This is a genomic window from Streptosporangium sp. LJ11 (assembly GCF_051918945.1).
In the GTDB taxonomy this organism is placed as follows: Bacteria; Actinomycetota; Actinomycetes; order Streptosporangiales; family Streptosporangiaceae; genus Streptosporangium.
This window is the reverse complement of record NZ_JBPXMB010000003.1, coordinates 440,420-453,920: the sequence shown is the minus strand read 5'-3', so window position 1 is coordinate 453,920 and position 13,501 is coordinate 440,420. Positions and strand designations below refer to the sequence as shown.

Annotated in this window: 11 protein-coding genes; 6 read left to right on the top strand and 5 right to left on the bottom strand. The window is 71.8% G+C overall.

Going from position 1 to position 13,501, the window contains the following annotated elements; translation table 11 throughout:
- Positions 1–180 precede the first annotated feature (180 nt).
- Positions 181–345: a hypothetical protein gene (locus ACTOQ3_RS06775; protein ID WP_440082542.1), complete on the top strand. Its 165-nt coding sequence runs from the start codon at positions 181–183 to the stop codon at positions 343–345.
- Between the two features lie 54 nt (positions 346–399).
- Here ACTOQ3_RS06775 and rbsK read toward each other — a convergent pair whose 3' ends face one another.
- From rbsK to ACTOQ3_RS06760, 3 genes are all read right to left on the bottom strand, one after another.
- Complete coding sequence (gene rbsK / locus ACTOQ3_RS06770; RefSeq protein WP_440082541.1) at positions 400–1,296, bottom strand: ribokinase; 897 nt, start codon at positions 1,294–1,296, stop codon at positions 400–402.
- A 69-nt stretch (positions 1,297–1,365) separates the two neighbouring features.
- Positions 1,366–2,013 (bottom strand): response regulator transcription factor, encoded by a 648-nt coding sequence (locus tag ACTOQ3_RS06765; RefSeq protein WP_350966815.1) that lies wholly within the window; start codon positions 2,011–2,013, stop codon positions 1,366–1,368.
- A complete protein-coding gene (locus ACTOQ3_RS06760) occupies positions 2,004–3,254 on the bottom strand; it encodes a sensor histidine kinase (protein WP_440082540.1) in 1,251 nt (416 codons plus the stop codon). Before ACTOQ3_RS06760 ends, ACTOQ3_RS06765 begins: the two co-directional genes overlap by 10 nt.
- Before the next feature lie 303 nt (positions 3,255–3,557).
- Between ACTOQ3_RS06760 and ACTOQ3_RS06755 the strand changes: the two genes are divergently transcribed.
- The 4 genes from ACTOQ3_RS06755 to ACTOQ3_RS06740 all read left to right on the top strand — a co-directional run bounded on the left by ACTOQ3_RS06755 (position 3,558) and on the right by ACTOQ3_RS06740 (position 8,911).
- Positions 3,558–4,898, top strand: a complete 1,341-nt coding sequence (locus ACTOQ3_RS06755) for an acyltransferase family protein (RefSeq protein WP_440082539.1) — start codon at positions 3,558–3,560, stop codon at positions 4,896–4,898.
- Positions 4,899–4,971: 73 nt separating this feature from the next.
- Positions 4,972–5,712 carry an SDR family oxidoreductase gene (locus tag ACTOQ3_RS06750; RefSeq protein WP_440082538.1) on the top strand — a complete coding sequence of 247 codons (741 nt, stop codon included), beginning with the start codon at positions 4,972–4,974 and terminating at the stop codon, positions 5,710–5,712.
- A 127-nt stretch (positions 5,713–5,839) separates the two neighbouring features.
- Positions 5,840–8,332, top strand: coding sequence for a DEAD/DEAH box helicase (locus ACTOQ3_RS06745; protein ID WP_440082537.1), 2,493 nt, complete (start codon positions 5,840–5,842; stop codon positions 8,330–8,332).
- 60 nt (positions 8,333–8,392) lie between these two features.
- Entirely contained in the window at positions 8,393–8,911 is a 519-nt protein-coding gene (locus ACTOQ3_RS06740) for a DUF2087 domain-containing protein (RefSeq protein WP_440082536.1), read from the top strand.
- Here the strand turns inward: ACTOQ3_RS06740 and ACTOQ3_RS06735 are convergent.
- A complete protein-coding gene (locus tag ACTOQ3_RS06735; protein ID WP_440082569.1) occupies positions 8,878–9,840 on the bottom strand; it encodes a helix-turn-helix transcriptional regulator in 963 nt (320 codons plus the stop codon). The genes ACTOQ3_RS06740 and ACTOQ3_RS06735 overlap by 34 nt on opposite strands.
- A 63-nt stretch (positions 9,841–9,903) precedes the next feature.
- Between ACTOQ3_RS06735 and ACTOQ3_RS06730 the strand changes: the two genes are divergently transcribed.
- On the top strand, positions 9,904–12,156 hold the full coding sequence (locus ACTOQ3_RS06730) for an excinuclease ABC subunit UvrA (protein ID WP_440082535.1): 2,253 nt from the start codon (positions 9,904–9,906) through the stop codon (positions 12,154–12,156).
- 48 nt (positions 12,157–12,204) lie between these two features.
- Here ACTOQ3_RS06730 and ACTOQ3_RS06725 read toward each other — a convergent pair whose 3' ends face one another.
- A complete protein-coding gene (locus ACTOQ3_RS06725) occupies positions 12,205–13,290 on the bottom strand; it encodes a sulfite oxidase (RefSeq protein WP_440082534.1) in 1,086 nt (361 codons plus the stop codon).
- Positions 13,291–13,501 lie beyond the last annotated feature (211 nt).

The following is a 13,501-nucleotide window of genomic DNA, read 5'->3' as shown; positions in this document are numbered from 1 at the left end:
GACCACAGAATGCGACTGCTGTTCGCAGAACCGAACGAGCGGGCTCGGAGACACTGATGATCGGCCGGATCCCGCTGCGACGGCTGCCGGCCCACGGCCTGGGTGACGCGCTGCGGCTGGGATCGGAGTTCACCCGGCACCGGACCCACCCCGTTGGCGGTACACCGTTTCCAGAACCGGATGGCCACCTACGCCGGCGAGGCCGTGCGCACGTCGACGCAGCCGTTGCGGTGGATACACCGGCTCGCCACACCCGCGGGAACCCGGACCGCCCGGATCGCGCTGCCGGCTTTCGCCGCCGCCGCACAGCTGGGCCGTACCCTCACCGGGACCCGTGGTGCGTGAGGCGCGGCCCGGCGAGGGGGCATGGGCCGGGCCGCGAGCATCCGCGCGCCGAGGTCAGGCACCGGCTACGGAAAGGCTCCGGTCGATCTCGGCGCGGGTGGGCATCGAGGTGCTGGCACCCGCGCGCTGGACGGACAGGCCCGCGGCCGCGGTGGCGAAGCGGACGGCCCGGCCGGCGGGCTGCCGCTCGACGCGGGCCGCGGCGAGGGCGCCCACGAAGGTGTCGCCCGCGGCCGTGGTGTCCACCACGGGCACCTCGAGGGCCTCGACGCGCACGGCGGGCCCGTCGCCCGAGGCGCTGAGCGCGCCGCGCGACCCCAGCGTGATGATCACCCAGTCGACCGTGCCCCTCAGCTCCTCCAGGGCGCGCTCGTGATCGGCCTGGCCGGTGATCGCGGCGGCCTCGTGCTCGTTGGCCACCAGGACGTCCACGGCCTCCAGCAGCTCGGCGGGGAGCGGCTGGACGGGCGCGGGGGTGAGGACCACGGTGGTCCCGGCCGCGCGGGCGGCCCTGGCGGCGGCGGTGACGGCCTCGACGGGGAGCTCCAGCTGGAGCAGAAGCATGTCGGATCGGGAGATGACCTCGATCTCGGCCTCGGAGGGGGCGGTCACGGTCCCGTTGGCACCGGGGACCACGATGATCGAGTTGCCGCCGTCGCCGTCCACCACGATCTGGGCGATGCCCGAGGGACCGGGAACCGTGCGCAGGTGCGTCACGTCGACCCCCGCCTCGGCCAGCGTGCGCCGCATCTCGGTGCCGAAGGCGTCGTCACCCACGGCCCCGAGAAAGGCCACCTCGGCGCCCGCCCGCGCGGCGGCGATGGCCTGGTTGGCGCCCTTGCCGCCGGGGACCGTGCCGAAGGCGCGGCCGGTCACGGTCTCGCCGAGCGCGGGGGCGACGTCGACGTAGGCCACGAGATCCATGTTGGCACTGCCGAAGACCGAGATCACTGTTCCTCCTCGCGGTCGGGAACGTGGCTGTGAGAGCGCGGGTGCGGGAACGCGGGGTGGGAGCGCGGGTCAGGAACGCAGGTAGGCCAGGACCGCGAGGACGCGGCGGTGCTGGTCGCCGTCCTCGGCGTACAGGCCGAGCTTGGCGAAGATGCTGCGGATGTGCTTCTCCACGGCCCCGTCGCTGACCACCAGCTGGCGGCCGATGGCCGGGTTGGACCTGCCCTCGGCCATCAGGCCGAGCACCTCGCGCTCTCGCGGGGTGAGCTGGGCGAGGGGATCGTCGCGGCGGCGTCGCACCATCAGCTGTGCCACCACCTGGGGGTCGAAGACCGTACCTCCGGCCGCGACCGTGCGCAGGCCCCCCATGAAGTCGTCCACGTCCACGACGCGGTCCTTGAGCAGGTATCCCACCGCACCCCTGGCGTCGGCGAGCAGGTCGTCGGCATAGGACACCTCCACGTACTGCGACAGGATCAGCACCGGCGTGCCCGGAACCCTCCGGCGCGCCTCCACCGCCGCCCGCAGCCCCTCGTCGGTGAAGCCGGGCGGCATCCGCACGTCCACCACCGAGACGTCGGGACGGTGCTCGGCGACGGCCTCCACCAGCCCGTCGCCGTCCCCCACCGCCGCGACCACCTGGCAGCCGAACTCCTCCAGGAGCCTGATCAGGCCCTCCCTGATGAGCACCGCGTCGTCGGCCACAACTACCCGCACGGAACCTCCGCCACTATGACCGTCGGCCCTCCGGCCGGTGAGTCGACCACCAGCTCACCGTCGACCGCCTTGAGGCGATCACCGAGCCCCGACAGGCCATGCCCCTTGGCGACATGGGCGCCGCCGACCCCATCATCCCCGATCGTCAGCATGAGGAAGTCCCCCGTCCTGCTCAGCGTCACGGTACAGACCGTGGCGTGACTGTGCTTGGCGACGTTGGTGAGCGACTCGGCGACGACGAAGTAGACGGTGTTCTCCACCGCGGCGGGGAAGCGTCCCTCGACCTGGACGTCCAGCTCGACGGGGATGGTGCAGCGCCCGGCGAGCGCGGCGAGGGCGGGAGGCAGGCCGCGGTCGCTGAGGATCGGCGGGGCGATGCCGCGCGAGAGGGCGCGCAGCTCGTCCAGGGTCTCGCGGGTGGAGGTGATCGCCTGGCCGAGCATCTGCTCGACGCCCGCCGGGTCGCGCCTGAGCTGGCGCTGGGCCCGCGACAGGTCCATGGCCAGGGAGACCAGTCGCTGCTGCGGCCCGTCGTGGATGTCACGCTCCAGCCGGCGCAGCGCGTTCGCCTCGGCCGACACCGCGGCTGCCCGGCCCTCGGCCAGGTCGTCGATGCGGTCGTGCAGCTCGGCGACCCCGGTCAGCATGGCCCGGCCGAGCCCGGCCTGGACGAGCGCGGCACCCCGCACGATCACCGGGAGGGTGAGGGCGAAGAGCACGCCGATGGTGGTGTTGATGATCACTTCGACCCACAGGCTGCCGCCCAGGCCGAGGAGCATGCCGAGGCCCCCGTCGTTGCCGGGGATGGCGTAGACGATCCACCCGTAGAGCGGGTAGGTGAGGCCGGCGATCGATCCGACCCACCAGACCACCGCCAGCACGAAGGTGACGATGGAGATCGGGAAGGCCACGATGCCGTAGAGCAGGTCGAGCCACGACTGGCCGTTGGTGAACGGGTTGATCATCCTGCGGAACCATCCGGCGTTCTCCGGAGCGGGCCGGTACCTCGGCCGGGAGACGGGACGGCCGAGCACCTCGGGCAGCCAGCGCCGCTCGACGTCCGCGAAGCCCCGGGCGACCAGGAGGGTCGTCGCGAGGATGGGCAGCCCCACGAACGCGACGGCCGAACCGGCCCCCGCGGCGAAACCGGCCACCATCAGGACGAACCAGATGACGGACAGCGGGAAGCCCACGACCAGGTAGCGGGTGTCGGTGCCGATGCGGCGCAGGAGGGTTCTCATGCCGCCCACGCTACGAGGACCGGCCGCGCCGATCGACCCTGCGTGCCCGCTTACGGGGGTGGGGCCAGCACTACCCGGGATGGTGAGGGGATCGGGCGAGAAGACTGCTGCGCGCGTCACTGTGCCGCCGGGGTCCTGGAGAGAGGCTTCTCCTATCGCCATTCCCGAGATCTTCTCTCTCCCTCCCTGAGAATCGAGCTCCTTTTGACCACCGTGATCCCCGGCCCGTCGGTGCGGCCGGCAGCGACCCCGACAGTGCCCTCGACGGTGTTTCCGACAGTGTTTCCGACGGTGTTTCCGACGGTGCCCCCGACAGCCCCCCTGGCGGCGATCCCGACCCCTCGCACGGCACCGGCGCTCGCCGGGCGCGACCCGTTCATCGACGTGCTCCGGGTGTTCGGCATGGTCCTGGTGGTGCTCCAGCACTGGAGCATGCCGCTGCTCTCCTTCGCCGACGGGCGGATATCCACCGGCAACGCGCTGGCCGCCGGGAACGGGTGGATGATCACGTGGATCAGCCAGGTGATGCCGCTGGTGTTCTTCGCGGGCGGCGCGGCCAACGCGATCAGCCGGCGCGGCGCGGCACGGCGCGGTGAGGCGACTCCCGCGTGGCTCGCGGGGCGCCTGCGCCGCCTGGCCTGGCCGGTCGTCCCGCTGGCGGCGGTCTGGCTGCCCCTCCCCCATCTGCTCCTCGCGCTCGGCGTGCCGGAGCAGCCGGTGATGACCGCCTCGCGGCTGGCCGGGCAGCTGCTCTGGTTCCTGGCGATCTATCTTGTCGCGGTGGCGGCGACCACGCCGATGCTCAGGCTCAACATGGTGTACGGCTGGCGGGTGCCGGCCGTGCTGGCGGCGGGGGCCGTGGTGGTGGACGTCCTGCGCTTCACCAGCGGCCTCGACGTCGCCGGCCTCCCCAACATCGTGCTGGTCTGGCTGGCGGTGCACCAGCTCGGCTTCCTGTACGCCGACGGCCGGCTGGGCCGCCCCTGGGCCCTGGCCCTGGCCGGATACGGCCTGGGCGCGGCGCTGACGGCCCTCGGCCCCTACCCGCTCAGCATGATCGGGATGCCGGGGGCCTCCGTCTCCAACATGGCGCCGCCCACGGTCGCGCTGCTCTCGATCGGGGTGGGCCAGGTCGGGCTGGCACTGGCGCTGCGCCGGTGGATCGTCTCCTTCGCGGGGTGGCCGGGGGTCTCGCGGGCGCTGGGCTGGGCCGGCGACCGGATGATGACCCTCTACCTGTGGCACATGAGCGCGCTGTTCGTCATCGTCTCGGTGGTCGTGGTGGGCCTGGGCATCTCCACCCCCGAGCCGGGCACCTCGGCCTGGCTGTCCGGCTGGCCGCACTGGTTGCTCATGCTCGCCCTGGCGATGTGGCCGCTGCTGCGGGGGTTCGCCCGGTTCGAGACGCCGCCCGCGGCCGGACCGTACACCGGCGGGACGGCCAGGGTCCTGGTGGCCGCCGCGCTGGTGGGACTGGGCCTGCTCACGCTCACGGTGACCGGCTTCGTCCCGGGGGCGGCCCCCCTGCTCGGGGCGGGCGCGATCGTGGCGGGCCTGGCGCTCACCGGCTCCTCCCGCGACACCTCGGCCGGCTCGCCGGGGCCGGGCGGGCGCGCTGGCCGGCTCCGCGTCGCCTCTCCGTGACATATATGGACAGTATGGTCATATGCGTGTATATGTACATAGTGTACACAAGTTCGCGGAGGGAGTATCGATCATGAGCACCGCACCGGCTCGCGTCGCCATCGTCACCGGAGGTTCCCGAGGCATCGGCCGCCAGGTCGTGGAGCGGCTCGCCGCCGACGGTTACGCCGTCGTCGTCAACTACGCGAGCAACGACGCCGAGGGACAGGCCGCGGCCAAGGAGGCCTCCACGGCCGGAGGCGGGGGCCTCGCCGTGCGGGCCGACGTCAGCGACCCCGCCGCGGTCTCCGCGCTCTTCGACACGGCCGAGGAGGCCTTCGGCGGCGTCGACGTCGTCGTCAACGCCGCCGGGATCATGGGTCCGCCCGTCCCGGTCACCGACCTCGACATGGAGACGCTGGACCGCATCCTGCGCGTCAACGTACGCGGCACCTTCGCCGTCGCCCAGCAGGCCGCCAGGAGGCTGCGCAGGGGCGGCGCCCTGATCACCGTCTCCACCTCGGTCATCAAGCTCGCCCATCCCGGCTACGGCGCCTACGCGGCCTCCAAGAGCGCAGTCGAGGGCCTCACCCTCATCCTGGCCCGCGAGCTGCGCGGCAGGGACGTCACCGTCAACGCCGTCGCACCCGGCCCCACCGCCACCGCGCTCTTCCTGGACGGCAAGGACGAGGAGACCATCACCAGGATGGCCGCCCAGTCACCGTTCGAACGGCTGGGCGAGCCCTCGGAGATCGCCGAGGTCGTGGCGTTCCTCGCCGGCCCCGCCCGCTGGGTCAACGGGCAGGTGCTTCGCGTCAACGGTGGCGCCATCTGATTTGATCAGCATTTATGCCGAAAAAAGCAGCCATAACTACACAAAGTCACGCACTTTACCTGGAATGTAAGGTGATCCGTGACCGCCTCCGGTCCGACCACCTCAAGTTCTTCGGCAGTATTGAACCGTGAGCCTCGTAGACCGCCTGCCAGAAGAGATCGACGCCGACCCCGACGCCATCTTCGACGCCTTCGTCGAATGGAACTCCGAGCGGGGACTGACCCTCTACCCGGCGCAGGAGGAGGCTCTCATCGAGGTGGTGTCGGGAAACAACCTGATCCTCGCCACCCCGACCGGCTCGGGCAAGAGCCTGGTCGCCGCCGGAGCCCATTTCACCGCGCTGACCAGGGACGTTCGCACCTTCTACACCGCGCCGATCAAGGCGCTGGTGTCGGAGAAGTTCTTCGACCTGTGCGCGGTGTTCGGCACCGAGAACGTCGGGATGATGACCGGCGACGCGAGCGTGAACCCCGGGGCGCCGATCATCTGCTGCACCGCGGAGATCCTCGCCAACGTCGCGCTGCGCGACGGCGCCGCGGCCGACATCGGCCAGGTGGTGATGGACGAGTTCCACTTCTACTCCGAGCCCGACCGCGGCTGGGCCTGGCAGGTGCCGCTCCTGGAGCTGCCGAACGTCCAGTTCATCCTGATGTCGGCGACCCTGGGAGACGTCACCAGGTTCGAGGAGGACCTCACCCGGCGCACCGGCAGACCCACCGCGGTGGTGAAGAACGCCGAGCGCCCGGTCCCGCTCGTCTACTCCTACCGGCTCACCCCCCTCCACGAGACGCTGGAGGAGATGCTCACCACCAACCAGTACCCCGTCTACGTCGTCCACTTCACCCAGGCCTCGGCCATGGAGCGGGCGCAGGCGCTGATGAGCATCAACATGTCGACCAAGGCCGAGAAGGAGGCGATCGCCTCCATGATCGGCCACTTCCGGTTCACCACCCGGTTCGGCAAGGCGCTCTCCCGCCTGGTGCGGCACGGCATCGGCGTGCACCACGCCGGGATGCTCCCGAAGTACCGCCGCCTGGTGGAACGCCTCGCCCAGGCGGGCCTGCTGAAGGTCATCTGCGGCACCGACACGCTCGGCGTCGGCGTCAACGTCCCGATCAGGACCGTGCTGTTCACCGCGCTGTCGAAGTACGACGGCAACAAGGTTCGGCGGCTGCGCGCCCGCGAGTTCCACCAGATCGCCGGGCGGGCCGGCCGGGCCGGGTTCGACACCATCGGCTACGTCGTCTGCCAGGCCCCCGACCACGTCGTGGAGAACGAGAAGGCCCTGGCCAAGATCGGCGACGATCCCAAGAGACGGCGCGGGTTCGCCCGCAAGAAGCCGCCGGAGGGTTTCGTCGGCTGGAGCGAGGAGACCTTCGAGAAGCTGCAGGCCGCCGAGCCGGAGCCGCTGAACTCCCGGTTCAAGGTCAGCAACGCCATGCTCCTCGCGGTGATCAACCGGCCCGGCGACTGCTACGCGGCGATGCGCCACCTGCTCACCGACAACCACGAGGACCGCAAGTGGCAGCGGCGGCACATCAGCCAGGCCATCGCGATCTACCGGTCGCTGCTGGCCGGAGGCGTGGTGGAGAAGCTGAGCGAGCCCGACGACCACGGCCGGATGGCCCGCCTCACCGTCGACCTGCAGGAGGACTTCGCGCTGAACCAGGCGCTGTCCACCTTCGCGCTGGCCACCCTCGAACTCCTCGACATGGAGTCGCCCAACTACGCCCTGGACATGGTCTCGATCATCGAGTCCATCCTCGACGACCCCCGCCAGATCCTGTCGGCGCAGCTCAAGAAGGCGCGCGGCGAGGCGGTGGCGCTGATGAAGGCCGACGGCATCGAGTACGAGGAGCGGATGGAGCTCCTCAACGACATCACGTACCCCATGCCGCTGGCCGACATGCTGCTGGGCGCGTACGAGACCTACCGGCGCGGCCACCCCTGGGTGGGCGACTACACGGTCAGCCCCAAGAGCGTCATCCGCGACATGTACGAGCGGGCGATGACCTTCGCCGACTACGTGCAGTTCTACGAGCTGACCCGCTCCGAGGGCACCGTGCTGCGCTATCTCGCCGACGCCTACCGCACCCTGTCGCGGACCATCCCCGAGCACCTCAAGACCGAGGACCTGGTCGACCTCATCGAATGGCTCGGCGAGCTGGTCCGCCAGGTCGACTCCAGCCTCCTGGACGAGTGGGAGCAGCTGCAGAACCCGACCGGGGAGGTGGAGGCGCCCTCGCTGGAGGAGAACACCAGGCCGGTCACCGCCAACACCCGCGCGTTCCGCGTGCTGGTCCGCAACGCGATGTTCCGCCTGATCGAGCTCGCCTCCGTGGAGAACGAGCAGGAGCTGGAGCAGCTCGCCCCCGACGTCGACTGGGGCGCCGCGCTCGACGCCTACTACGACGACCACGAGGAGATCGGCACCGGCCCGGACGCCCGCGGCCCCGGCCTGCTGCGCATCGAGGAGGAGAAGGAGTTCTGGCGGGTCCGCCAGGTCGTCTCCGATCCGGCGGGCGACGGTGACTGGGGCATCGACGCCCAGGTCGACCTCGCCGCCTCCGACGAGGAGGGTCGCGCGGTGGTCCACGTCATCGGCCTGAACCGCCTCTGACGACCTCGTCCGCCATCCTCCGGTGCGGAAACATCAAACGGGACCGACAAGAATGGCGAGATGAGCGACGACGCGATCAGGCAGGTGCTGGGCCTGCTGTACCAGGAAGACACGTTGAAGGTGCTGGCCGCCCTGGTGCTGGGCGGCAAGCCGGAGGAGGAGTCCGGCCTCGACAGGGAGGCGGTCAGGCGCGCGCTGGACCGCTTGGAACGCGGCGGGCTCGCTGTGCGGGGAGAGGGCGGCGAGTGGGAGGTCCGGCGCGAGCGCTTCCGTGAGCTGCTGCACGCCACCGCCAGGCCCGCCACCCCGGTCTCCCCCGAGGAGAGGGTGCTGCAGTCCTTCCTCGTCGAGGGACGGCTGCGGGCGATCCCCACCAAGCGCGACAAGCAGCTGGTCGTGCTCGACTACGTGGTCCAGGTCTTCGAGCCCGGGGTCCGCTACTCCGAGAAGGAGGTCAACGTCGCGTTGCGCGCCTTCCACGACGACTACGCGGCGCTGCGCCGCTATCTCGTCGACGAGGGCATGCTCAGCAGGGAGAACAACGTCTACTGGCGCAGCGGCGGCTCCGTCGAGGCCTGAAGGCGGGCGGCCAGCGTCCGGATGTGGTCGATCAGCTCGGGCGGCTCCCGTACGGTGAAGTCCAGGCCGAGCTGCCCGACGGTGAGCGCCAGCCACTCCAGCGAGTCGCCGCCGGTGCGCAGCAGGCAGCTGCGCCCGTCCAGCTCCTCCAGCACCCAGTCGGGCCCGGAGAAGCGTTCGGCGACCACGGCCAGGGGCGCGTGCACGACGACCACCGCCCGGTGGCGGCTGAGGGGGGCGACGATCGACTCCTCGACGTAGCCGGGGGGCGGCTCGCGCGGCGGGAAGCGCACGCCGGTGCCCAGCGGGGAGGCCAGCCGGTCCACCCGGTAGGTCCGCCAGTCCTGCCTGCCGGTGTCCCACGCCACCAGATACCAGCGCCGTCCGGTGCAGGCCAGCCGGTACGGGTCGGCGACCCGGCCGCTCTCCCGGCCGTCACGGCTGCGGTAGCCGAAGCGGATCCGCTCTCGGTCCCGGCAGGTCTGGGCCAGCAGCGCGAGGGTGGCCGCCTCCACGGTGGGGGCCGCCCCGATCGGCGCCACCGGCTGCGTCTGCGTCTGCAGGGTGTGCACGCGCAGGCGCAGCCGGGAGGGCAGGACCTGTTCCAGCTTCGCCAGCGCGCGGGCCGAGGTCTCCCCGATCCCGGCCACCGTGCCGCTCGCCGCCGTGCGCAGGCCCACCGCGATGGCGACGGCCTCCTCGTCGTCGAGGAGCAGCGGCGGCATGGCGGTGCCCGCCTCCAGCCGGTATCCCCCGGCCGGGCCGGTGGTCGCGCGCACCGGGTAGCCCAGCTCGCGCAGGCGGTCGATGTCGCGCCTGAGCGTGCGCGGGCTGACCTCCAGCCGCTCGGCGAGCTCGGGCCCCGGCCACTCCCGGTGCGCCTGCAGCAGCGACAGCAGTCTCAGCACCCGTCCCGTGGTGTCCGCCATGCCGTCCACGATGCCACCCATCGCGGCCAGGATCTGACCTAAACCGTGGCTAACGTGCTCGGCATGAGCCACATCGAGATAACGGGCGCCCGGGAGAACAACCTCAAGAACGTCTCGTTGAGGATCCCCAAGAAGCGGATCACGGTCTTCACGGGCGTCTCGGGGTCGGGCAAGTCGTCCATCGTCTTCGACACGATCGCCGCGGAGTCGCAGCGCCAGCTCAACGAGACCTTCACCTCGTTCGCCCGCAACCGCCTGCCCCACCACGGCCGGCCGGACGCCGACGCCATCGGCAACCTCTCGGCGGCCGTCGTCGTCGGCCAGCGGCGGCTGGGCGGCAACTCGCGCTCCACCGTCGGCACCGTCACCGACATCAACCCGCTGCTGAGGCTCCTCTACTCGCGCGCCGGCACGCCGTCCGCCGGTTACTCCAACGCGTTCTCCTTCAACGACCCGGCCGGGATGTGCCCGGAGTGCGAGGGCGTGGGCCGGAAGGTCACCCTGGACGTGGACCTGGCCTTCGACCGGTCGAAGTCGCTCAACGAGGGCGCGATCCTGCTGCCGGGCTTCCGGGTCGGCAACTGGCACTGGAAGATCTACGCCCATTCGGGGCTGTTCGACAACGACAGGCCGCTGGCCGACTACACCGACGCCGAGTGGGACACGCTGCTGTACGGGAGCGAGGCCGACGTCACCTTCGAGGAGCGGGGCGGGACGGTGCCGCAGAGGTACGAGGGCGTGGCCGAGAGGTTCGACCGGCTCCACGTCAGGCGGGATGTCGAGGGCAGGGCGGGCCGGGAGGCGATGGCGGCGTTCGCCTCGGCGCGGCCCTGCCCGCTGTGCGCGGGGGCGAGGCTCAACCAGGCCGCGCTGGCCTGCCGGATCGGCGGGCGCAACATCGCCGAGCTGGCCGCGATGGAGGTCCGGCACCTGGTGGACGTGGTCGCCGGAATCGACGCCCCGGTCGCGGCGACGATGGTCCCGGCGATCCTGACCCGGCTGCGGCACCTGGTCACCATCGGCCTCGGCTATCTCAGCCTGGACCGGCCGACGCCCACCCTCTCCGGCGGGGAGTCGCAGCGGATCAAGATGGTCAGGCACCTGGGCAGCAGCCTGACCGACATGACGTACATCTTCGACGAGCCGACCGTCGGGCTGCACCCGCGCGACGTGACGCGCATGAACGAGCTGCTGCGCGAGCTGCGGGACAAGGGCAACACCGTGCTCGTCGTCGAGCACGACCGCGACGTCATCGAGATCGCCGACCACGTGGTGGACGTCGGGCCCCGCGCCGGGACGAACGGCGGCGAGATCGTCTACGAGGGCGGCGTCGAGGGCCTGCGGCGGGCCCGTACCCTCACCGGGCGGCACCTGCGCCACAACCCGCCGCTCAAGGCGTCGTTCAGGGAGCCGACCGGCGCGCTGACCGTCACCGGGGCCACCGCGCGCAACCTCAGGAACGTCACGGTGTCCTTCCCCACCGGGGTGCTCACCGTGGTCACCGGGGTCGCGGGGTCGGGCAAGAGCACCCTGGTCAACGAGGCGCTCCTGGCCCGGCACCCGGAGGCGGTGGTGATCGACCAGGCGGCGGCCGGCACCTCGATCCGGTCCAACCCGGCCACCTACACCGGGCTGATGGACGAGATCCGCGGGCTCTTCGCCGCCGCGAACGGGGTGAGGCCCGCCCTGTTCAGCTTCAACTCCAAGGGCGCCTGCCCGGAGTGCCAGGGCCTCGGGGTCATCCACACCGACCTGGCGTTCATGGACGGGATCACGTCCAGGTGCGAGGTGTGCCGGGGGCGGCGGTTCCGGCCCGAGGTCCTGCGGCACACGCTGCGCGGCAGGTCGATCTCCGACGTGCTGGAGATGACGGTCGACGAGGCCGCGGAGTTCTTCGTCGAGCCGAAACCGCTGCGCGCGCTGCGGACGCTGCGGGAGGTCGGCCTCGGTTACCTCGGCCTCGGCCAGCCGCTCAGCAGCCTGTCGGGGGGCGAGTGCCAGCGGATCAAGCTGGCGGGGGAGCTCCACGAGAAGGGCGGCGTCTACGTGATGGACGAGCCGACGACCGGGCTGCACATGTCGGACGTCGAGCACCTGATCGAGATCATGGAAAACCTGGTGGACGGCGGCAACACGGTCATCGTCATCGAGCACAACATCGACGTGATCAAGAAAGCCGACTGGATCGTCGACCTCGGCCCCGACGGCGGCGACCGGGGCGGCACCGTGGTCTTCGAGGGCACGCCGCTGCGGCTCCTCGACGCGCGGGGATCCTTCACCGCCGAGCACCTCCGCCGCGACCTGGCCCGCCCGTAGCGGGGCGGCGTCCCCTCGGCGTCCCCTCGGCGTCCCCTCGGCGTCTCCTCAGGGGACGCAGGTGACGCGGACGCGGGACCACGAGGTGTTGGCGTACCCCTTGGGATTCCACACGTGCCGGGCCGACTCCGGCTGGGTGGCCCCGCAGCTGTCCCAGGCGCGGGCGGTGATCACGGTCTCGCCCTCCCCCAGTTCGGCGGTGGTGTGCCAGTGCCGCCACGCCCAGGGGCCCGCCTGCTCGCCGAGATCCGCCTGGACCCAGCTGTCGCCCCCGTCGAGGGAGACGTCGACGCGGGAGACGGTACGGCCGTCCCCGGCGTAGGCGTAGCCGGTGACGCGCGTGAGGCCCGGCCGCGGGCGGGCGCCGTCGGCGGGGCTCAGGATGGCGGTGTTGAGGACGACGGGTCCCAGGGAGATGCCGTCACCGGGTCCCGCCTTGGCGGGGTCGGCCTCGGGGGGCAGGAGGCGGTAGGCGGTGGCCTGGAAGTAGTTGTCCGAGGGGTCCTCCCGCGCGGTGACGCGCTGGAGCCATTTGACGCTGCGGGCGCCGACCCAGCCGGGGACGACGACACGGAGCGGGGCGCCGTGGGCCGGGGGCAGCGGCCGGTCGTTCATGGCCCAGGCCAGCAGGACGTCCCCGCCGGCGGCCTTGGCCACGGGTATCGAGCCGCCGTAGGGCTGGGCCGGATCGGCGAGCCGGGAGACGTCGGGAGCGGCGAAGGCGATGTGCGCGGCCTCGGGGAGCAGTCCGGCGCGGGCGAGGACCCCGGCCAGGCCGACGCCGCTCCAGCGGGCGGTGGAGGTGGCGCCGGCCCCCCAGGGATCCTCACCGGGAATGTCGCGCACCTCGATCAGACCGGCCCGCCGGTTGCCCGCGCACTGCAGGGTCGCCACCAGGCTGATCTCGGGGAACCCGGAGCGCAGGTCCTCCAGGGACAGCGTCAGCGGGCGCTCGACCAGGCCGTCCACGGCCAGGCGCCAGGACCCCGGGTCCAGGTCGGGGACGGGACCGTGGTTGCGGCTGTAGAAGGTGTCGAGCGGGGTGAGGATCTGATCGGCCAGGGCGCCCGGCGGGGGCTCGGCGTTGTACGGATCGGTCCCGTGGACCACCATGTCATCTCTCTTGCCCCACATGTTCACACGCTTCGGAATACCCGGGGACGGGGGCCCGACACGGCCCCCGCCCGAGACGGGAGGCAAACTTGGAGCTCACGGACGCCGCGCACGGCACGACACGGCACGCACCGCACGCGGCGCCGGGCGACGCGCGAGGCCCGCCCCGGGCCGGCCGCACCGCCTCCTCGGGTCGTCTCTCCCCTGGCTCCGCCCCCGGAGGCCGTGGGGA